The organism is Gordonia sp. LMA484 (genome assembly GCF_058129505.1).
In genome coordinates, this window is sequence record NZ_CM176700.1 from 5,050,566 (window position 1) to 5,071,014 (window position 20,449).

General features: G+C 66.2%; 19 protein-coding genes and 1 pseudogene. 12 read left to right on the forward strand and 8 right to left on the reverse strand.

Annotated elements, in window-relative coordinates:
- Nucleotides 1–180: 180 nt before the first annotated feature.
- Nucleotides 181–1,047: a ribokinase gene (locus AC4AMJ_RS22430; RefSeq protein ID WP_489898926.1), complete on the forward strand. Its 867-nt coding sequence runs from the start codon at nucleotides 181–183 to the stop codon at nucleotides 1,045–1,047.
- Between the two features lie 78 nt (nucleotides 1,048–1,125).
- Here AC4AMJ_RS22430 and AC4AMJ_RS22435 read toward each other — a convergent pair whose 3' ends face one another.
- Nucleotides 1,126–1,902, reverse strand: a complete 777-nt coding sequence (locus AC4AMJ_RS22435; RefSeq protein WP_489898925.1) for a crotonase/enoyl-CoA hydratase family protein — start codon at nucleotides 1,900–1,902, stop codon at nucleotides 1,126–1,128.
- A gap of 106 nt (nucleotides 1,903–2,008) precedes the next feature.
- On the opposite strand from AC4AMJ_RS22435, the gene AC4AMJ_RS22440 reads away from it, so the two are divergent.
- Nucleotides 2,009–3,340 (forward strand): aspartate aminotransferase family protein, encoded by a 1,332-nt coding sequence (locus AC4AMJ_RS22440; RefSeq protein ID WP_489914801.1) that lies wholly within the window; start codon nucleotides 2,009–2,011, stop codon nucleotides 3,338–3,340.
- Here the strand turns inward: AC4AMJ_RS22440 and AC4AMJ_RS22445 are convergent.
- Nucleotides 3,337–5,364 carry an OPT family oligopeptide transporter gene (locus tag AC4AMJ_RS22445; RefSeq protein ID WP_489898923.1) on the reverse strand — a complete coding sequence of 676 codons (2,028 nt, stop codon included), beginning with the start codon at nucleotides 5,362–5,364 and terminating at the stop codon, nucleotides 3,337–3,339. The two genes, AC4AMJ_RS22440 and AC4AMJ_RS22445, sit on opposite strands and share 4 nt — an antisense overlap.
- Nucleotides 5,365–5,513: 149 nt before the next feature.
- Nucleotides 5,514–6,215: a DsbA family oxidoreductase gene (locus AC4AMJ_RS22450; protein WP_489914803.1), complete on the reverse strand. Its 702-nt coding sequence runs from the start codon at nucleotides 6,213–6,215 to the stop codon at nucleotides 5,514–5,516.
- A gap of 123 nt (nucleotides 6,216–6,338) precedes the next feature.
- On the opposite strand from AC4AMJ_RS22450, the gene AC4AMJ_RS22455 reads away from it, so the two are divergent.
- Nucleotides 6,339–6,827: a MarR family winged helix-turn-helix transcriptional regulator gene (locus AC4AMJ_RS22455; RefSeq protein ID WP_489914805.1), complete on the forward strand. Its 489-nt coding sequence runs from the start codon at nucleotides 6,339–6,341 to the stop codon at nucleotides 6,825–6,827.
- Between the two features lie 420 nt (nucleotides 6,828–7,247).
- Here AC4AMJ_RS22455 and AC4AMJ_RS22460 read toward each other — a convergent pair whose 3' ends face one another.
- Nucleotides 7,248–7,619, reverse strand: coding sequence for a VOC family protein (locus AC4AMJ_RS22460; protein WP_489914807.1), 372 nt, complete (start codon nucleotides 7,617–7,619; stop codon nucleotides 7,248–7,250).
- 54 nt (nucleotides 7,620–7,673) lie between these two features.
- Here AC4AMJ_RS22460 and AC4AMJ_RS22465 point away from each other — a divergent pair, with 54 nt between their 5' ends.
- A complete protein-coding gene (locus tag AC4AMJ_RS22465; protein WP_489914809.1) occupies nucleotides 7,674–8,432 on the forward strand; it encodes a helix-turn-helix domain-containing protein in 759 nt (252 codons plus the stop codon).
- Nucleotides 8,433–8,598: 166 nt separating this feature from the next.
- Nucleotides 8,599–8,871, forward strand: coding sequence for a hypothetical protein (locus AC4AMJ_RS22470; RefSeq protein WP_489914811.1), 273 nt, complete (start codon nucleotides 8,599–8,601; stop codon nucleotides 8,869–8,871).
- A gap of 15 nt (nucleotides 8,872–8,886) precedes the next feature.
- On the opposite strand, the pseudogene AC4AMJ_RS22475 reads toward AC4AMJ_RS22470, so the two are convergent.
- The 3 genes and pseudogenes from AC4AMJ_RS22475 to AC4AMJ_RS22485 form a co-directional block, all read right to left on the reverse strand.
- Nucleotides 8,887–10,296: pseudogene (locus AC4AMJ_RS22475) on the reverse strand (linalool dehydratase/isomerase domain-containing protein).
- Nucleotides 10,293–10,895 carry a hypothetical protein gene (locus tag AC4AMJ_RS22480; RefSeq protein WP_489914813.1) on the reverse strand — a complete coding sequence of 201 codons (603 nt, stop codon included), beginning with the start codon at nucleotides 10,893–10,895 and terminating at the stop codon, nucleotides 10,293–10,295. Before AC4AMJ_RS22480 ends, AC4AMJ_RS22475 begins: the two are co-directional and overlap by 4 nt.
- 102 nt (nucleotides 10,896–10,997) lie before the next feature.
- Nucleotides 10,998–12,017: a LacI family DNA-binding transcriptional regulator gene (locus tag AC4AMJ_RS22485; RefSeq protein ID WP_489900722.1), complete on the reverse strand. Its 1,020-nt coding sequence runs from the start codon at nucleotides 12,015–12,017 to the stop codon at nucleotides 10,998–11,000.
- A 180-nt stretch (nucleotides 12,018–12,197) separates the two neighbouring features.
- On the opposite strand from AC4AMJ_RS22485, the gene AC4AMJ_RS22490 reads away from it, so the two are divergent.
- The 5 genes from AC4AMJ_RS22490 (at nucleotide 12,198) to AC4AMJ_RS22510 (ending at nucleotide 17,379) form a co-directional block, all read left to right on the forward strand.
- Entirely contained in the window at nucleotides 12,198–13,379 is a 1,182-nt protein-coding gene (locus AC4AMJ_RS22490) for a Gfo/Idh/MocA family protein (protein WP_489898915.1), read from the forward strand.
- 38 nt (nucleotides 13,380–13,417) lie between these two features.
- Complete coding sequence (locus AC4AMJ_RS22495; protein ID WP_489914815.1) at nucleotides 13,418–14,416, forward strand: sugar phosphate isomerase/epimerase family protein; 999 nt, start codon at nucleotides 13,418–13,420, stop codon at nucleotides 14,414–14,416.
- 46 nt (nucleotides 14,417–14,462) lie between these two features.
- Nucleotides 14,463–15,458, forward strand: a complete 996-nt coding sequence (locus AC4AMJ_RS22500; RefSeq protein WP_489918492.1) for a sugar ABC transporter substrate-binding protein — start codon at nucleotides 14,463–14,465, stop codon at nucleotides 15,456–15,458.
- Complete coding sequence (locus AC4AMJ_RS22505) at nucleotides 15,458–16,330, forward strand: sugar phosphate isomerase/epimerase family protein (RefSeq protein ID WP_489914817.1); 873 nt, start codon at nucleotides 15,458–15,460, stop codon at nucleotides 16,328–16,330. The genes AC4AMJ_RS22500 and AC4AMJ_RS22505 overlap by 1 nt, the downstream gene beginning before the upstream one ends.
- Before the next feature lie 140 nt (nucleotides 16,331–16,470).
- Nucleotides 16,471–17,379, forward strand: coding sequence for an SDR family oxidoreductase (locus tag AC4AMJ_RS22510; protein WP_489918493.1), 909 nt, complete (start codon nucleotides 16,471–16,473; stop codon nucleotides 17,377–17,379).
- Nucleotides 17,380–17,418: 39 nt separating this feature from the next.
- On the opposite strand, the gene AC4AMJ_RS22515 is transcribed toward AC4AMJ_RS22510, so the two are convergent.
- On the reverse strand, nucleotides 17,419–18,669 hold the full coding sequence (locus AC4AMJ_RS22515; protein ID WP_489914819.1) for an oxygenase MpaB family protein: 1,251 nt from the start codon (nucleotides 18,667–18,669) through the stop codon (nucleotides 17,419–17,421).
- Between the two features lie 92 nt (nucleotides 18,670–18,761).
- Here AC4AMJ_RS22515 and AC4AMJ_RS22520 point away from each other — a divergent pair, with 92 nt between their 5' ends.
- Both AC4AMJ_RS22520 and AC4AMJ_RS22525 read left to right on the forward strand, forming a co-directional pair.
- Nucleotides 18,762–19,265, forward strand: a complete 504-nt coding sequence (locus tag AC4AMJ_RS22520; protein WP_489914821.1) for a methylated-DNA--[protein]-cysteine S-methyltransferase — start codon at nucleotides 18,762–18,764, stop codon at nucleotides 19,263–19,265.
- A 265-nt stretch (nucleotides 19,266–19,530) separates the two neighbouring features.
- Nucleotides 19,531–20,403: an SDR family NAD(P)-dependent oxidoreductase gene (locus tag AC4AMJ_RS22525; RefSeq protein WP_489914823.1), complete on the forward strand. Its 873-nt coding sequence runs from the start codon at nucleotides 19,531–19,533 to the stop codon at nucleotides 20,401–20,403.
- Nucleotides 20,404–20,449 lie beyond the last annotated feature (46 nt).

Genomic DNA, 20,449 nt, shown 5'->3' on the forward strand with positions numbered 1-20,449 from the left:
TGGTCGTGAACCACAGATTCACTGAGTAACATCAGTGGACTCTGTTCGATCTCATGAAACGGGTCCGGTGTTACGGCGGTGTGACGCGACCGTTTATTGATGTAAAACATGGTTCACTGCAGGTAGACGCGGCATGCTCGGTCGCCCCGGAGCCACCGCCATGGTGGATACCCTTCTCACATGGACGCGTCGGAACCTGTTCACGTCGCTGTCGTCGGCACGCTGAACATGGATGTGATCGTCGGTGTCGAGCGAATGCCCGACGTCGGCGAAACCGTCATGGGACGGTCGATGTCGGAGCGGCCCGGCGGCAAGGGTGGTAATCAGGCGCTCGCCTCTGCGACGGTCACACGAACCGCCCTCATCGCTGCCGCCGGCCGCGACGACGCCGGCACACGGCTCGTCGAGAACCAGCGAACCGGAGGCGTCGACACCTCGTATGTCCTCCGCGCCGAAGGGCGCAGCGGCCAGGCGATCATTGAGGTCGACGACGCGGGCGACAATCGGATCGTCGTGCTGTCGGGAGCCAACGCGCTGCTGACCGGCGCGGACACCCTCCGAGGACTCGACTCGCTCCAGCCGTCGATCGTCCTGACGCAGCTGGAATCTCCACCCGAGGTCACCGTGGCGGTCGCCGAGTGGTGCGCCGGCAACGGGAAACGCCTGCTGCTCAACCCGAGTCCGGTCACCGAACTCGATGACCGGGTGCTCGCGACCGCCGATCCGCTGGTGGTCAACGAGGGTGAGGCCGCGTTCTATGCGCAGGCGAGCCCCGACGATGACCCGATGGATCTGGCACGTCGACTGCTCGCCGTGTCACGTTCGATCGTGATCACCCTCGGTGCCGACGGTGTCGTGGCGGCCACGCACGACGCCATGCGCCGCATCGACGTCGCCCGTGTCGACGCCGTCGACACCACCGGCGCCGGGGATCTGTTCGCCGGGTCGCTGGCCGGACATCTGGCGCGCGGTGTGGACTTCTTCGACGCTGCCGGACAATCTGCCGGGGCTGCAACAGATTTCGTCTCGCGGCCACGCGGGCAATAGGTCAGCCGGTCGACACCGGTTCGAAGACCGGATGACGATCGGCCTCAGCCCGGAATTCCTCGACCGGCCACGCCGCCGTCACCGTTTGGCCCAGCGCGCCACCCGCTCCTTGTGATCGCTGGTCTGATGGGCGAGCGGCTGCATCGCTGCGGCCAGACTGAGGGCCGAGTCGAGGGAACTGGTCCGTGACTCGGTGAGCAGTCGCTTGGCCATCCGCAGCGCATGCGGCGGATTCTTGGCGATCCGCGCGGCGAGGGCCATGGCCTCGTCGATGAGTTCGCCCTCGGGCACCACGCGACTGACCAGTCCCCACTCACGCGCTGTCGCGGCGTCCACCCGATCGCCGGTGAAGGTCATCTCCGCCGCCCGCTCATAGCCGATCGCGCGCTGCAGGAGCCACGACCCACCGTCGCCCGGGATCAGGCCGAGTTGAACGAAGCTCTCTGCGAAGAAGGCCTTTTCGGAGGCGATCCGAATGTCGCACATCATCGCGAGGTCGCATCCGGCGCCGATGGCGGCACCGTTGACCGCGGCGATCACCGGCACCTCGCAGCGCTGCATCGACCGCGGAATCCGTTGAATCCCATCGGCGTAGCCGTGTCGCTGTTCGACGGCGTCGAGCCCGAAGAGCCCCTCCTCGTCGGCCATCTCGCGCACATTGCCCCCGGCGGAGAAGATATGTCCGGCACCGGTGAGGATCACCACGCGGACATCGGCGTCGGAGTTCGCCGAGTCGACGGCAGCCTCGAACGCCGCGATCACCTCGGCATTGGTGATCGCGTTGCCGACCTGCGGGAGATTGAGGGTCCACACGGCGATGCCTTCGTGGATGCTGATGTCGAAGGGTTCGTTCACGAGCTCTCGCCTTTCTCGAAGAATGGACTCCCCTGCACACTACGACCACCCCGGCGACGGATGATCGCCGAGTTGCCCGACGCCCGAGCACCCGTACCGTGGGACCATGACGAGCAGCGACGATCCGGAACGTCACCTCATCCGCTACGGCGGAACCTTCTCCCCCGAGCTCATCGGGAGTGCGGCCGGCAGTTATGTGTACACGGTGTCGGGCCGGCCGCTGCTCGACTTCACCTCGGGCCAGATGTCGGCGATCCTGGGTCACTCGCATCCCGACATCGTCGCCACCGTGCAGCGCCAGATCGGCACCCTCGACCACCTCTTCAGCGGCATGTTGTCCGAGCCCGTCGTGGAACTCGCCCGACGCCTCGCCGACTCGCTGCCCGACCCGCTGGACAAGGTGCTGCTGCTCACCACGGGCGCCGAGTCCAATGAGGCCGCGATCCGGATGGCCAAGCTCGTCACCGGCAAACACGAGATCGTGTCCTTTGCGCGGTCGTGGCACGGGATGACCCACGCCGCGGCGGCCGCCACCTACAGTTCGGGTCGCAAAGGCTACGGCCCGGTGGCCGCCGGCAACCTGGCGCTGCCGACACCCAACGCCTACCGCCCCGACTTCGTGACCGCCGACGGCACCCTTGATTGGCGGCGCCAGCTGGACTTCGGGTTCGAGATGATCGACGCCCAATCGGTCGGTTCGCTGGCGGCGTGCATCGTCGAACCGATCCTGTCCTCGGGAGGGGTCATCGAACCGCCGCCGGGGTACCTTCGCGCGCTGAGGGACAAGTGCGACGAACGCGAGATGCTGCTGATCCTCGACGAGGCGCAGACCGGCTTGTGCCGGACCGGCACCTGGTACGCCTTCGAACGTGACGGCGTGGTGCCCGACATCCTGACGCTGTCGAAGACATTGGGCGCCGGACTGCCACTGGCGGCGACGATCACGTCGACCGCGATCGAGCAGATCGCCCACGACCGCGGTTTCCTCTTCTTCACAACCCATGTCTCCGACCCGCTCGTCGCGGCCGTCGGCAACACCGTGCTCGACGTCCTGATCCGGGACCGGCTCGACGAGCGTGCGCGGCAGGCGGGCACGGTCCTGCGCGACGGACTACTCGACATCGCCGGACGTCACGAGGTCGTCGGCGACGTCCGCGGCCGAGGTCTCATGCAGGGCATCGAACTCGTCACGGACCGCGAAACCAAAGCCGGAGCAGATGAACTCGGTGCAGCGGTGACCCGGAGATGCTTCGAGCTGGGCCTGCACATGAACGTCGTACAGCTGCCCGGTATGGGCGGCATCTTCCGTATCGCCCCGCCGCTCACAGCTTCCGACGACGAGTTACGACTGGGTCTCGAGATGCTCGATCAGGCCATCGGGGAGTGCTCGGCCGCAGAAGGTTTCGGCGCAGAAGGTTTCGGCGCTACCGTGCGTTAGCGCGGCGGCTGCTCGGGCACGGGGTCGCCGCCCGTCGTCGTCTCCTTCGACGCCCATTTCCGGGTCCAGCGGTACAGCCAGGCGGTCACCGCGACGAACAGGACAACGCCGAGGATCTCGGAGCCCGTCTCCCAGCCGTCGCCGATGAACGGCAGATTGAGCACGCCGTCGTTGCCGGTCGACGCCACGATCGCGGCGAACACCACGTTCCAGAGGCTCTCACCGACGATGAGGCCGGTGGCCAGCAGCACGCCCATCCGCTTCTTGCGTTCCACGTCCTTGCCGGTCTTCTCGGCCCACTTGTTGTACGCACGTCCGATGAAGGCGCCGATCGGGATGATGAGGGTCACCGACATCGGGAGGTACATGCCCATGCCGACCGCCAGCGGTGGCACCCGCCACTTGGTACTCGTCCGGGCGAGCACCTCGTCGACGAGGATCACCACGGCGCCGATCAGCACGCCCAGGCCGATCAGCGCCCAGTCCAGATCCCCGCCGAAGACACCTTCGGCCAGCGACGAGATCAGGCCGGCCTGCGGTGCGGGCAGCGCATCTTCGCCTGCGCCGGGTGCGCCGACGAACCCGAAGGCGGTCTGCATCAGCTGCAGCACCGGCGGGATGACGACCGAGCCGAAGATGACGCCGATGACCAGCGCCACCTGCTGCTTCCAGGGAGTCGCTCCCACCAATTGGCCGGTCTTGAGATCCTGCAGGTTGTCGTTGGAGATCGTCGCGACACCGAACACGATGGCGGCGGTGAACAGCGTGTAGGCGACCAACGCCGTCGACTGGGAGTCGTCGGCAGAACCGAAGGTGATCTTGATGAGGACGGCGGCCACCAATACGACGACGATCCCGACACCGGAGATCGGACTGTTGGACGAGCCGATGAGGCCGGCCATGTAGCCGCAGACGGATGCGACGACGAGCCCGATCACGAAGACGAAGACAACGCTGACGGTGATGATCCCGGCGGCGCTGCCGTGCAGGACGGTGCCCGAGGCGAAGTCCCACAACATGAATCCGATCGGGATGAGCGAGGCGAGTACGACTCCCGCGACGATCGTGATCGGGATGTCCTGCTCGGTGAGGTCGACGGTCGACCCCGCCTTCCGGGCCCGTGCGGATACGAGCGCGTCCTTGATGCCGCGCACGATCGGTCCGATGATCTTGATCAGGGTCCAGATCGCGGCGATCGCGATGGCACCGGCGCCGATGAATCGCACGTCGTTGGTGAAGACATCACTGACCACCTCGTCGATCGAACCCGTGGCCGGTACGTCTCCCCAGGTCCGGATCGGCAGCAGGATCCCGTATGAGATGACGAGGCCGATCAGCATCGAGATACCGACCGTGATGCCGACGAGGTGTCCGACACCGATCAGCGAGAACAAGAGTCCGGCACCGAACATCGTTCCGCCCGAGCCGACCCGGATCGTCCCGGAGATCGTCCCGGCGATGAGTTTGGTCTGGGTGAGGATCGAGAAGACTGCGGAGACAACACTTCCCACGATGATCACGCGGAGTCCGCGGCGGTTCTCCTCGGCGCCCTGCGCGGTGTCGCCGACCTTGAGAACCTCTGCTGCCGCGGCGCCTTCCGGATACGGCAGATCCGATCCGGTGACGAGGGCTCGGCGCAACGGGATCGAGTACATCACGCCGAGGATGCCGCCGATGAGGCACACCGCCACCGTCGTCCAATACGGGAATCCGGTCCACCACCCGATCATGATGAGGCCCGGGAGCACGAAGATGATCGCCGACAGCGTTCCGGCCGCCGACGCGATCGTCTGAACGATGTTGTTCTCCACGACCGAGTGGTCGGCGAAATACCGCAGCAGGCTCATCGAGATCACCGCGGCGGGGATCGCGGTGGCGAACGTGAGTCCGACCTTGAGGCCGAGGTAGACGTTGGCGGCGGTGAACACCAACGTGATCAGGCCACCTAGGATGATTCCCCGGATGGTGAGTTCCCGGAGTCCGGCGGACGAGGAACCCTTGATCGTGGAGCCTGACATGGACATGACGGCGACCCCTTACCCGAACGAATCCGGTGCGTTGGCAACTCCACATAACTGTAGGAGTGGGGTACCGGTTCCGCAGGGATTCGTCATCCGCGGATCACATCGTGTCCCAACGGGCCCGAAATGCCCGTTTCAGTCGGGGGTCTCGATCAGCAGGTGCCGTCCGGGCCGCATACCTCGGCCGAATCCGCGGCGACCGGGACGACCTGCTCGCCCCAGGCGAGTTGCAGTGCCCGCGCGAAGGTCTCGGTGGGCTGTGCACCGGAGACCGCGTACTTACCTGCGAAGACGAAGAACGGCACGCCGGTCGCCCCGAGCGCCGCCGCCTGCTGTTCGTCACGACGAACCGCGTCGGCGTAGGCATTCGGATCATCGACGACGGCTCGGACTTCGTCCTCGTCGAGCCCGGCGCGCACGCTCACCTCGACGAGTCGGTCGCGGTCACCGAACAGGGGTTTGTCGTCGGCGAAGTTCCCGGCGTACAGCGCGTCGATCAGGGCTCCCTGCTTGCCGCGGGACAGAGCGAAATGCAGTAGCCGATGCATGTCGAAGCTGTTGCCGTAGTCACGGCCCTCGGTCTGATATGCCAGTCCGATCTCGGCAGCCTGCGCTGCGATACCTCGTTCGTTCGCCTGCGCCTGGTCTACGGAGATTCCGTACTTCTCGGCGATGTGTTCGGCCACCGAACCGGTCGTGTCCGCGGGCACGTTGGGATCGAGCTCGAAGGATCGATGCACCACCGTCACATCGTCCCGGTACGCGAACTCGTCGAGCGCCATCTCGAAGCGCTTCTTGCCGAGGTAGCAGAACGGACAATTGATATCGGTCCAGATATCGACGGTGACACTCATCCCAGATCCTCTCCGTCGGCTCCGGAGGGCGCCGACCAGCCGGATCAACGTCTCATACGTCGAAGATGTTCCGACCGACCATTCGCCACCGACCCCGAGCGGCCATCCGCCTCGGTAACCTGGGTGGGTTCAGTCGGCGACTTCGCCGATCACGGAGCGTGGGAAGGGATGCAGCCGACGATGGGCCCGGATCCGATCACCGACCTGGAGGCCGAGCTCGTCGACATCTGGCGACGCGCCCGGATCCAGATCCGTGAGCGCTCACGCATGATCCATCCCCGACTCGACCCCACCTGCTACGCGTTGCTCGTCCTGCTCTCCCGCCATGACGCCGTGCCGATGTCGGATCTGCTGGTCGAACTGGGGCTGGAGAAGTCGACACTCACCCGCCAGATCGATTCGGTTGTCCGCCTCGGGCTCGTCGAACGTCATGCCGACCCGGATGACGCCCGCGCACGGCTCGTCGCGCTGACCGAGGACGGGCGCCGCCGCCTGGACGAGGTCACCACCACCGCACTGGCCGATTGGCGTGACCGACTCTCCCGCTGGGACCCGGACGAGGTCCGTCGGCTCGCCGATCTCCTCCGGCGGCTCGCCGAGACCACCGCGTAGAGAATGGAAGCGCCTGCCCGCATAGCCCCCGGTCCCTGGGGAGCCTCCGAGCCTGCCCGCATACCCCCGGTCCCTGAGGAGCCTCCGAGCCTGCCCGCGTACCCCCGATCCCTGAGGAGCCTCCGAGCCTGCCCGCGTACCCCCGGGTCCCTGAGGAGCCTCCGAGCCTGCGAGGATGCGTCACGAAGGGCGTCACGAAGGGCGTCTCGAGGGTAGCGAGCGTCACCCCAACATGTCCCTGAGGAGCGTTCTTGCGCAATGCCGCCGACAGGACTGCACCATCAGCTCGTCATCACAACCAGAGCCCGCGTGTGGGATTCAACTGACACCAGACCAACCAAGAATCGACCGCCAGTGTCGACTCGGATTCGACTTGGAATCAACAGATCTCGATGACATCCTCTCGCCTGGCACCAAACGTCACTCAGCCGACGTGTCGTACTGCATGGCTCCGATCATGTTGCCCGCCGGGTCGGAGAAGAACAGAACGTGACCCACGCCCGCGATGGTATGGGGAGGCAACACGATCTGTCCGCCGGCGGCTTCCACCGACGCGGCAATCCGGTCGACATCATCAACGGCGAACGTGGCCTCGATCCCGTTGACCGCCACACCGCCGAGTTGGCGCCGCTGCTGCAGTGCGCCCTCGACGCCGTCGGAGCCGGTGGTCACCTTGTAGAACCCCGGCGGCCCCCACGCGGTGAACGTCCAGCCGAACACCGATTCGTAGAAGGACCGGCTGGTCGAGACATCGTCGGCGTTGATCGCGAAATGCGAGAGATTGGTGTCCATGGATTTCAGAGTGCGCCGACGCCCGGTGGCGCGCAGCGCATATTCTGACGAGAAATGTCGAAATCACGCCATGATGAACCGATGGTTCGCGGCTACGCGGTCACGCATCCGCCTGGCCGGGCCGGCATCCCGGTGGAACCCGGATGGCACCAGCTGCTCTACACAGCCCGCGGCGTTCTCACGGTCCGTGCCCTGGACGTGCTGTGGACCGTGCCACCGGACAAGGTGATCTGGATTCCGTCGGGCCGGCAGGCGGTCATCGACAACCACCGCCATGTCGCCGTTCGGGCGTTGTACGTCGACGAGCGGCAGATGCCCGGCAACGACCGGGCGCGGACGATGCACGTGCCCGCCTTCGGTCGGGCGCTACTGCATCACATCGTCCGGGTCGCTCCGCTCTATTCGACGAGGCCCGTCGACGCCGCGCTCGCCACCGTGCTGCTCGACCAGGTGGCGCAGTGGGAATCCGCCGACCTCGCGCTGCCGATCCCGACGCGCCACCCCGCACGCGCATTCGCCGACGCCGCGCTCGCCGACCCCGCTGCCACCACCGACGAACTCGCTCACCGCGTCGGCGTGTCTCGCCGCACGCTCGAGCGGATGATGCGCTCCGAGACCGCCATCAGCGTCGGGGCCTGGCGCCGCCGCGCCCGGATTCTCGCGTCATTGACGGTCCTGAACGATTTCGGTTCGGTCACCCGAGCCGCGGTGGACTGCGGCTACTCGACGCCGTCCGGCTACGTCGCCGCCTTCGCCCAGGAGATGGGCGCCAGTCCGCGCAGGTACATCTCGTCGGGACAGCCCCGCAGCTGAGGGCGCCTGAGTAATCGCGACACACCGCGAGATTTTGGGGTAGCCCACTACGCATGGCCGGCCGGCATTTCGGAACTAGCGTTTTCTCATGAACATCCTCTCGACCTCACACGCGAACGGAGTGTGCTGGGCACCAGGAAGATCGCACTCCGCGGCAGGTTGGCGAATGGTGGCGACGGCCGGAGTGGTCACACTCGGCGTCGCGGCATGCTCTCCCTGGAGCACCTCCGATGTGCCCGCGGACGGACACCTGCCCATCACCGAGGTGGCCCACACGCGCACAACCGAAACCCGCTGCAACGACGGACTTGTCGGAGCACCGACCGCCCTCCTGGTGCGCGTGCTTCACGCACTCGAGGCCGCCGGAGGGTACCCACATCAGGCGATCGATCCACAACCGCTGATCCCCATCGACACACGCGAGTTGTGCACCGGGTGAGACGCGCTCGCCCCGTCATTCGGGTTCGATACGGACCTCGTGCCGACCGGTCACGGTGACCCCGAGAAGAACCTCTCCGGCTGCGTCCGCGACGACCTCGGCACCGTCCGCGCCGATCACTCGATACCGGCCGCCCGGTATCAGTCGCGAGACCCGCACAGCGGTGTGCCGTCCCCCATTGCCCGGCCGGAGAACAAGTTCCAACGCTCGTCCGTCCGTGACGGCCTTCGCGACGAGTACATCCGGATACGGCGCCTCGGACAGGATCGGTCCGCTCCGCCATTCGTCGGGTACGTCACCGTTGGCCAGGCCACGCAGAGAGTTCTCCGCGATGAACCGAGAGAAGGCGAAAGCGCAATTGGCCCAGGTGGATACACCAGAGAGCTTCCGGGCGCCGCTGTCGCTGTACTCGGAGTCGAATCGGTCGTCGATGCTCGACGAGACGGCATCGGCGACCTCGGTGTCACCCATCTCACGTGCCGCGCATGCCACGTTGACCCAGGCCCACGCGTCCCCCATGCGATAGGACCCGACATCGAGATTGTCGATCGGTGCCGTGACCAGGTGCGCCCGGCCGTTGCGCACCCAGACACGACGTTCCCGCAGCGTCTCCCAGGTTTCGTGGGCGAGGTCGGGCATCACGCAATTGAGCCAGTAGGTCATGACCGCGTCGTTGGAGAGCGTCGGAGGCAATTTGAGTCCGGCCGGGCCCAGACCGAAGCGGAAGCGCCCGCTGGGCAACAGATAGCCGTTGCGGTGAAAGGAGTCACGGATCCGGTCGACCAGATCACCCGTCAGATCCGTGCCGTGCAGCCGGTCGTAGCCGGCCAGCCCGGTGACCGCGATGGTGTTGCACATCGGATAGACCAGGTGCGGCTCACACGGCTACAGCGTGTGCTTGCTTGCGCGCATGTTCCGCTCGATGGCGGCGGCGACGGAGCCGAAACCGTAGTCGTACGTGGTGTTCCGACTCCACACCAACGGCAGAGCGCCGTCGTCGTCGAACCCGCGGTCGTCGTTCATGGTCTCGTAGAAGGAGAGCATCGCGGCGAAGAACCCGGTGTACATGACGTTGGCGAACACCATCGGGTCCGGATTCCAGCGCAGATAGCCGGCGAGTCGCTCTGCCGCCCAATACCCCCAGACGCGCTTGTCGCACATCTTGCGGATCATGTTTGCCTGTGCCTCGGCGAGATACCCGGTGAACGCCGGCGTGCGAGTGTATTGCGCCATCGACAGGGCATAGCCGACGTAGTTCAGCTGATACCGCAGCGCGCTGCCGCCGATCTGCTCGAGCCGGGTGAATCCGTCGAAACGGTCGATCGGCTGCAAGGCGAGATCGAGCAGATACCGCTGCGAGGCGAGGTCGTCGACGCTCGATTCGATCACGGCGATACTGGGAGAAGTTCTGTCGGACAAGGTCATCCTAAGGTCGGCGCGCCTCCGCGAGTGCGCGGGATCGGCGTGGCGGGCAGTCTGGGCCGTGCGACGAGAAGCATGCCGGCGAAGACAGCGACGAGCGGTAGTCCCTGCATCGCCGTGTGCAGTGATGCGATGTGGACGTGATAGAGGTGCACGACGTGCATGTCGATGATCATCAGCGCAAGGAACGTGACGCCGGCTGCGAGGCAGGCATATCCGGCGATCTCACGCCTCGTCGACGGGTCACAACCGCTACGCCGGACGCGGATCGAGACGCGCAACAGGAGCAACGCCAGCACGGCGAGCACGGCGGACCGCAGCACCCAGAAACCCGTGGCTCCGGTGTCCGCGGCAGCGTCGCTCACCAACAGGATTCCGGCGGCCAGGAGGTAGGCGGCGATGGCAAAAGCGGCGAACCGTGCCGTCCACGAGCGCGCCGCATCTCGCCGGGTGAGCCACGGAACTGACTGTCCACTGCCGACATGACGTCGCCGCTCGCCGGGCGCCGGGCGCACAGCCATCGGCGCGAATCCGCCGTCGTCGGAGCCGACTCGCCAAGGCATCAATCGGTGGATGACCAGCACCATCAAGGCCGCGACCACGCAACAGACCATGGGACCTCCTCGTCCCCGTCTCGGGATTGAGACAAACTTACACTATCGTCCCAAGCTCACCGCCGGAATCGCGAGATCGCCGCATCGGAACTATCGCGACTCCGACGTCGCGTCGAGGGCCCGATCGGTGCGCGGCATGGCCGTGGTGGCCCTGACCACCAGTTTCGGCATCAGCGTGGATGCGCTGCGTTCGGTCCGATTGCCGTCGAGTCGTCCCACCACATCGTCGATCGCCTGGAAGGCCTGCGCCCTCGGCTGCTGACTCACCGTCGTCAGATCCACATTGCTCATCCGCGCCAGCACGCTGTCGTCGTATCCGGTCACCGACACCTCGCCTGGCACATCCAGCCCCGCCCGGCGCAACACGTCGAGCACACCGACGGCCTGGCGATCGTTGGCGCAGACGATCGCGGTCGGGCCGGCCGACGATCCGCCGAGGATGGAGCGGGCAGCCCGCATCCCGGCCTCCTCGGTGAAATCGCCGCCGTCGACGACAGCGCCATCGGCCTGTAGGCCGTTGCGCTCCATGGCGCGGACAAACCCGTTGCGACGGTCCGCGGCGATCACGCCCGGACCGGCGGCGACATGCACGACGCGCCGGTGGCCGAGCCCCGCGAGGTAGTCGACGACCCCACCGATCCCCCGGCCGTCATTGCTGCGGACGACGTCGACCGACGCCGCGCCGATACGTCGCCCGACGACCACCGTGGGCACCCGCTCGCCCAGCTGCGAGATCGCCTTGGTCTCCAATTCAGGTCCGATGAGAAGCATTCCTTCACAACGAAAGTCGATCAGGGTCTCGATGACCCGGGCCTCATCATGGGTGGGCGTGACCGCTCCCAGCACGATCTCGTAGCCCGCGATATCCGCTGCCGCGACCATGCTTTCGACGATCTCCGAGTGAAAACTGTTGCGGATCTGTGCGACCACGCCGATGAGATGCGTTCGCCGGGCGGTCATCAGGGCGGCGGCCCGGTTCATCCGGTACCCGAGGTCCTCGGCCGCCTGGAGCACCGCGTGCCGGGTCGCGTCTCCGACGCCGGGGGCCTTGCGGAACACCAGCGACACGGTGGCCTTGGACACGCCGACCTTGTCCGCGACGTCCTGCATGGTCGGTCGACTCGACGCGTTCACCAACGTTCCTCTCGTGTGCACTGATCGATCCGGCGAGGGCTTGACAGACCCCTGTGACTCGGCTCATAGTAGCTGAACTAGACCGGTTTAGTAGACCGGACAAGTTGAGACATCGACCACGCCGGTATCGCCGGCACAGCAGAAGGAGCCGACCCAGTGACCCAGAAATCGATCGGAGTCGCCGTGATCGGTGGCGGAATGGCAGGCCGCGCCCACGCAGCGGGCTACCGGATGGCGAGCACCCTGTTCGGCACCGACCGACCCGACGTGCGACTTGTCGCCATCGCCGACGCCAATCCGGCCGTCGCCGACGACACCGCCAAACGCTACGGCTACGAGCGGGCCGAGTACGACTGGAAGGCGATCGCCGGCGCAGCAGACATCGACGTCGTGAGCGTCGTCGTCGCCAATCACCTGCACCGCGAGATGGTCGAGGGACTGCTTGCCGCAGGCAAACACGTTCTGTGCGAGAAGCCACTGGCCGGCTCCGCCTCGGACGCCGAGGCGATGCTCGCGGCCGCGGAGGTAGCCGATACCGTCGCCGGCGTCGGCTACACCTACCGCCGCTCACCCGCCGTGGAACAGATCCGCCGTGAACTGGCTACCGGAACCGTCGGCGATCTCGTGCACTTCAACGGCCACTACTGGTGCGACTACGGGCTGGACCCGACCTCGCCGATCACCTGGCGTTACCGCGGCGGACCCGGCACCGGTGCTCTCGCCGACGTCGGCAGTCACCTGATCGATCTGTCGGAGTTCGTGTGCGGACCGATCACCGAGGTCAGCGGGGCCACCTTCGGCACCGTGATCACCGAACGTCCCGTTCCCGTCGGCACCACGTACGGGCACACGAAGGCCGAGGTCACCGGTGAGATGGCGCCCGTCGAGAACGAGGACGTCGCAACCTTCACGGCAACCTTCGCCAACGGCGCCGTCGGCACCTTCTCTGCCTCGCGCGTCGCCCACGCGCTGCCCGACGGCCTCGGTTTCGAACTCTTCGGCTCACAGGGGTCTGCGTCGTGGCAGCTGTTCCGCGCGAGCGAGTACGAGATCTCCGTGGTCGGCGACCGCCCCGAGCTGTCCGGTCCGCGCCGCGTCATCATCGGACCCGACCACCCCTACATCCGCAGCGGTCTACCCATGGATGCCGGCGGCGTCGGCCACGGCAAGGCGGAGTTCTTCGCCTATCAGGCACGCGCCTTCCTCGACCAGGTCGCCGGCATCGACGGCGGTCTCTCCCCGGTCCCCGATTTCGCCACCGGCGTGCACAGCATGCGCACCGTCGCGGCGATCACCGAATCGGCCCTCGGTGGTGGCGCCACCGTGAAGATCTCCTGAAAACCCTCCCAGCACACACTTCGAAAGGTCTACGAACAATGAAACTCGGCGTCTACACCGCGATCCTGCACGACAAGCCACTGCGTGAGGCCCTGGAGATCATCGGCTCCCTCGGCCTGACCGGTGCGGAGATCAATGCCGGCGGATTCCTGCCCACCCCACACCTGCCGGTCGACGATCTGTTGTCCGGCGCGGTCACCGCGGCCGCCTACCTGGCCAACTTCGACGGCACCGGCGTCTCGATCGCCGGGCTGAACTGCAACGGCAACCCGCTGCATCCCGACCCCGAGGTCGGCCCCGAGGATGCCGACGACCTGCGCAAGGCGATCCGCGTGGCCGCGCTGCTCGGTGTGGACCGCGTGGTCACCATGTCCGGCCTGCCGCAGGCACATCCGGGTGGTCAGTGGCCCGCCTGGCACGTCAACACCTGGGACTCGGGGTACCTGGATTCGCTGGACTACCAGTGGGATGAGATCGCGGTGCCGTTCTGGCGGGAGATCGACGCGCTGGCCCGGGAGCACGGGGTGAAGGTCGCGATCGAGATGCACCCGCAGAACCTGGTGTTCAACCCGCCCACGCTCAAGCGATTGGTCGACAAGGTCGGCGCCACCAACGTGGGCGCGGAGATGGACCCGTCGCACCTCTTCTGGCAGGGCATCGACCCGGTCGCCGCCATCGAATGGCTGGGGCCCCTGGTCTTCCACGCCGCGGCAAAGGACACCCGGATCAACGACAACTGCAAGATCTACGGCGTCCTCGACGAGCGTTTCACTCGTATCCCGTTGTCGGAGAACCCGACCGGCCTGGGCGGCAAGCATGTCGTCAACAAGTGGCCGGAGGATTCGGCGTGGGACTTCGTCGCCGTCGGACGCGGTCACGACGTCGACTTCTGGGGCCGGTTCCTGCAAGCACTGGAGAAGGTCGACCCGAACATGTGGGTCAACATCGAACACGAGGACGTCGAGTTCGACGCGCTCGAGGGGCTGCGGGTCGCGGCCGACAGTCTGCAGTCCGCCAATTCCACCCTGGTCCACTGAGACCGGGCACCCGAAAGAGACAACGATGAAGACCAGCCGCTCACAGATGCGTGGCAGACTGCTGCGCGTATCCGGTTCCGCAATCGCCGCTCTGGCCCTGATCACCGCCTGCTCGTCCACCGGTGGCAAACCGGATTCCAGTGGCGGGGGGATGAACGCCGGCTCTGCCGACACCCCCCGTTTCACCGTTGCGATGATCACCCACGGCCCGCCCGGCGACACCTTCTGGGACCTCATCCGCAAAGGTGCCGAGACCGCTGCGGCCAAGGACAACATCGATCTCAAGTACTCGTCGGAGTTGGAGGCGCCCAATCAGGCGAACCTCGTCCAGAACGCCTTGGACAGCAAGGTCGATGCGTTGGCGGTGACGCTGGCCAAGCCGGAGGCGTTGGCGCCCAACGTCAAGAAGGCTGCCGATGCAGGCCTGCCGGTCGTCACCTTCAACGCCGGCATCGACAGTTGGAAGGCCATGGGCGCGAAGTCCTTCTTCGGCCAGGATGAACAGGTCTCCGGCGAGGCGGCCGGTCAGCGGCTTAAGCAGGAGGGTGCCGAGAAGGTGATCTGCGTGATCCAGGACCAGGGCAATGTCGCGCTCGAGTCCCGTTGCGCGGGAGTGAAGAAGGGCATGTCCGGTGCCGGTGATGTACAGAACCTGAATGTCAACGGGACCGATCTGCCCAGCGTCCAGTCCACCATTGCCGCCAAGCTGCAGGAGGACCCGAGTATCGATCACATCATCACCCTGGGCGCACCGATCGCGCTGACGGCGGTCACGTCCGCCGACAACGCCGGCAGTGACGCGAAGATCGCCACCTTCGACACCAACGCGGCCCTGGTCACCGCCATCAAGGATGGCTCGGTGCAGTGGGCGGTGGATCAGCAGCCCTTCCTGCAGGGTTACCTGGCCATTGATTCGCTGTGGCTGTATCTCAACAACCGCAATGTGATCGGTGGTGGACTTCCCACGCTGACCGGGCCGGCATTCATCGACAAGAGCAACATCGACGCCATCGCCGACTACGCCGAGAAGGGCACCCGCTGATGAAGATCGCGTTGGACCCCACCCCTTTCCACCACAGCCACGACTTGCTGGAGTTTCCTGCTCTCGTTGCCGATCTCGGCTACGACTACCTTCAGCTGACCCCGCACCGGGACTTCATCCCGTTCTTCAATCACCCCCGCGCCGACGACGACCTCGTCGCCCGATTCCGCAAGGCCTGCGCCGACGCCGGCGTCGGCATCGCGTCGGTGTTGCCGGTGCTGCGCTGGTCGGGGCCGGACGAGGATGCGCGCGAAGCCGCGGTGCGTAACTGGAAGCGCGTCATCCAGATCACCGTCGACCTGGGTGTCAACGTCATCAACACCGAATTCTCCGGCCGGCCCGAACTTCCCGAGGAATCCGAGCGCGCGTTCTTCCGGTCGATGGAGGAGTTGATGCCGATCATCGAGCGGGAGGGCATCGACGTCCGGATCGATCCGCACCCCGACGATTTCGTCGAGGACGGTCTCGAAGCACTCCGGATCATCCGAGGAGTGAACTCGCCGAATCTCGGCATGGTCTACGTGGCCTGTCACACCTTCCACATGGGAGGCAACATGTCCGAGATCATGGCGGCCGCCGGCGACCGGCTCCGCCTCGTCCACGTGGCCGACTCGATGGATCATCATCGGTCACATGGTTTGCGCTACATCACCAATCCGCCTGGGAACGCGGTACGCGTGCATCAGCACCTCAAGATCGGTGATGGCGACGTCGACTGGGATGAGTTCTTCGGCGGGCTCGCCTCGCTCGGCTTCTACGACCGCGACGACACCGTGATGGTGTCGTCGGTGTTCGCGGAGAACGAGAACGCCGCGGAGGTGTCGCGGTATCAGCGCGAGACGATGGCGGCGTACGTCGACAAGTACGCGTAGCGCCGATGTAGATCGTGCTGTTTAGCCGTCCTCACCAGCATGTACAGGTAACGCACCGACGGGCATACTGGCACGGTCCGACGATTCTCCGCGAGGAGCCGACCATGCCCGTGCTGCGCAAACATTCGTCGACGGCCGCGCTGGCCTCGTTGTCCGGGAAGGTCGCGCTGATCACCGGCGCGGCGAGCGGCATCGGCCGGGCCACCGCGCTGTCCCTCGCCCAGCGCGGCACGGATCTCATCCTGTTGGACATCGATGACGAACCGCTGCGCGAACTCGCGGACGAGATCGGCGCGGATCACGCGGTGGCCCACCGCGCCGATGTCACCGACTTCGATGAGGTGCGCGACGCCGTCGAACAGGGCATCGCACGATTCGGTGGGATCGACCTGGTGCTCGCCAACGCCAGCATCGCGTCGTACGGTTCTCTGCAACAGGTGGATCCGGCGGTCTTCGCGCGCGTCGTCGATGTCAACCTGAAGGGTGTCTTCCACACCTTCCGCGCCGCGCTGCCGTCGGTGATCGAACGTCAGGGGTACATCCTCATCGTCTCCTCCGCTGCCGCGTTCATTCCGCTGTTGGGCCAGTCCCCGTACAACGCAACCAAGGCGGCGACGGAGCATCTCGCCACCTCGTTGCGCGCCGAGATCGGGCATCGAGGCGTCGCCGTGGGGTCGGCTCACATGCTGATGATCGATACACCACTCGTCGCGGACATCGCCGCGGATCTGCCGTCGTATTTCGCCATTCTCGACGAACTTCCGACGTCGATGCGCAAGATCGTCTCCCTCGATGACTGTGCGGCCGCGATGACGAAGGGACTGGCGCAGCGCAGTCGCCGCGTCTATGTCCCGCGGTGGATTGCGGTCACGGCCTGGCTCAAACCCGTCCTGGCGTCCCGCATCATGGACCGGCAGCTCGCCGATGTCGCCGCTCGCCACCTCGGTCGCGTCGACGCCGAGGTCGCCGCGTTGCATCGCTCCACCAGCGCCCGCAACGTGGCGAGCGGGCATCTGCCGGCCACAACAGCGTCCGCAGCCGACGGGTGATACCGCCGGCCCGACCGACAGTGTGGGCCGGTGGTCTGTTCAGCCGTGTGTGCCGACGGGGAGCGCTCCGATCTCGGCGCCACCTTCCCCGAAGTGCCGGAAACGGGCTCGCTGGCGCGCCTTCTGTCCCCGCCACTCGAGATAGCGGCCACCCACCGGCGTGTGGCCGATGAGTCGATAGCTGATCGTGTTGCGCACCCACGCCACCCCGAACGCCCACGGAAGGCGTTGCGGCAGGCGAAGATCACGCATGCCATGACTGCCCAGAAAGCCCTCTAACATGCTCAGCAGCCGCTCGCGCGTGTAGCCCGCCGACAGCGCCGGCAGATGGCGATAGTGCAGATCCTTCTGAACGTCGACGAGCGCGTTCGCGAGTTGCGCACCGGCATCGGTCACGTCGGTCTGCGACAGCAGGATCGCGTAGCTCAGTTGGTGTTGATCGCGTTCGTCGTCGAACAGCCAGTCGTCGTCGACGCCGATCAGCCACCCCACGTATTTCCACAGATGCATCAAAGCCCGTGAATCGTCGTGCGAGATCGGCACGCCGAGCGCCCGTACACCCATCATGAGCGCACCACTGAACAGATTGAGTGTCGACGCCAGGTCGGTCTGGTTGATCGGGAGCCCCCACTCGGAGCTGTCCCACCGGCCGTTGCGTTCGAAGGCCTCGTTGACCAGCGCGTGCATCAGGCGGACGTGCACCGTCAGTTTCCAACCATCGCTGTGTCGCCGCATACTTCCCGGTTGCCCGACCGCGATCGCCCACGTCTGGGTCTCGCCCAGGCGCCGTTTGGTGGTGCCTCCGGACAGTCCGCCGGTCTCGGCGAGCAGATCGACCGGCCCGCCGAAGCGGTAGCCACCGATCAACGACAGCTGGAGCAGGACGTCGTCGGCGTTCTGGCCGAATCGGCGGAACACGGTGGCCCCGCGTTCGCACAGCTCGGCGTCGACCCAGGCCGGTGTGTCCTCGATGAGATCGAAGAAGGTCCGCAGCGCCGGCGGGCTGTCGTCGGACACCCCCGACTCGAGCGCCTCCTGGAACTGGGCCATTGTGACCCGGCCCGGGTCGTCTGTGGGCAGCCGCATTGCCCGCACGAGCGCGGCGGCCGGTTCGTCGCGCATCAACAGGCGACGCCCGAGTAGATCGAATTCTGCTTCGGTCGGCTCGGTCAGACGCCAATACATCCGGAGCAGTCGTCCCATCCTGCGTCCCCGTTCGTCGGCGGCGCGATGCCGTCGGGGTGGTGTGGGCACCGGTGCAGATGTGGCAGCCTCCGTCGTGGTGGACATGAGACTAATTTACCAATTCGTCTCACAGGCGACAACGGTGCACTGTCAGAGCGCCGTCGTAGCGTGATGAGGAGCCGAGCAAGGAGAGCGTGATGGGCCCGAGACGACACGCGACGATCCTCACCGTCCTCGGTGATCTCACGCTGGTCGCCGATGGCGCCGAACTGGTCGGATGCCGCTTCCCACCCACTGACACCTCCTCACTCGGCGACGCCGTGGAGGCCCGTCACGACACCGTTCTGGGCCCGGCCGTTGACCAGCTGCAGGAGTATCTCGCCGGCGACCGTTCGACCTTCGATCTGCCGATGCGTACCGACGGCGACGACTTCCAGGAACAGGTGTGGGCCGTATTGCGTCAGATTCCGTTCGGACACACGGTCAGCTACGGCGAGATCGCAGCACGACTCGGCGATCCCGCGCTGGCCCGACGGGTGGGCCGCGCTGTCGGACAGAACCCGATCGGCGTGATCATCCCCTGCCATCGGGTCATCGGTGCCGACGGTTCCCTCACCGGATTCGGCGGCGGACTCGAGCGCAAACGACACCTGCTGGAGCTCGAGGAACCGGCCGAGGTACGCGAGTCCCGGCTGTTCTGACAGAACGAACTCGCGAACCACCCTCGACCCTGGGTCTGAGGAGCCCCGAGCCCGCGAGGATGCCTCCCCCGATCCCTGAGGAGCCTCCGAGCCCGCGAGGATGCCTCCCCCGATCCCTGACGAGCCTCCGAGCCCGCGGGCGTCACTACTCGCTCCCTGAGGAGCCTCCGAGCCTGCGAGGATGCGTCACGAAGGGCGGCGCCTCGCGAGACTCCTCGGGGAGCGAGTCGTGACGGTTGTGTCCTGTCGCCAATACCCTCGTGTCATGGATGACCGACTGACAGCCCTCGCCGGCCGACGCGCCGTCGTCACCGGAGCGACCAACGGCCTGGGCTTGGCGACGGCCCGCGCCATGGCCCGGGCAGGCCTCCGCGTTGTGTTGGCCGTACGCAACGTCGAGCTCGGCGAGCAACGAGCCCGCGAGTTCGGCGGCGACTGCGAAGTCCTCCCACTCGACCTCGCCGACCTGTCGTCTGTGCGCGCCTTCGCCGAGAGGCTCGACGGTTCAATCGACTACCTCATCAACAATGCCGGCGTCTTCCCGCATCAGCACCGACAGACCACCGACGGTTTCGAACTCGGCATCGGCACGAATTTCCTCGGGCCCTTCGCGCTGACGAACCTGCTGCTGCCGCGCATCGAACGTCAGATCGTCTGCGTGGCCTCCGACGCCCACCGTGGCGCCAAGGAACTCGACCCCGACGATCTCGACCTCAGCAGGGCGCGCTGGAGCCCGCCGCGGTCCTATGCACGATCGAAACTCGCGGTGATGCTGTGGGGCCTCGAACTCGATCGCCGTCTGCGTACAGCCGGTTCGCCGGTGACGGCGATGCTCACGACGCCGGGCTGGGTGGCCTCCAACATCTCGAACAAGCCACACCTGGGAATCGCTCACAAGGTGGTGCAGGGTGCCGCAACACGATTCGCCAACGACATCGACGCCGGCGCCGCGACCACTCTGTATTGCCTGACACACCCCATCGCCCCCGGCAGCTATGTTGGCGTCGACGGGATCTGGGCCTTGCGCGGTGAACCGGTGCTGTTCGGACGATCCACGGCGGCATGCGATTTCGAGAACGCCGCGCGTCTGTGGGCCGCGGCCGAGAAGCTCACCGGCACCAGCTGGCCGGTGGGGTAGTTCGGGCGGGACGATGCCCTTCGTGACGCATCCTCGCGAGCTCGGA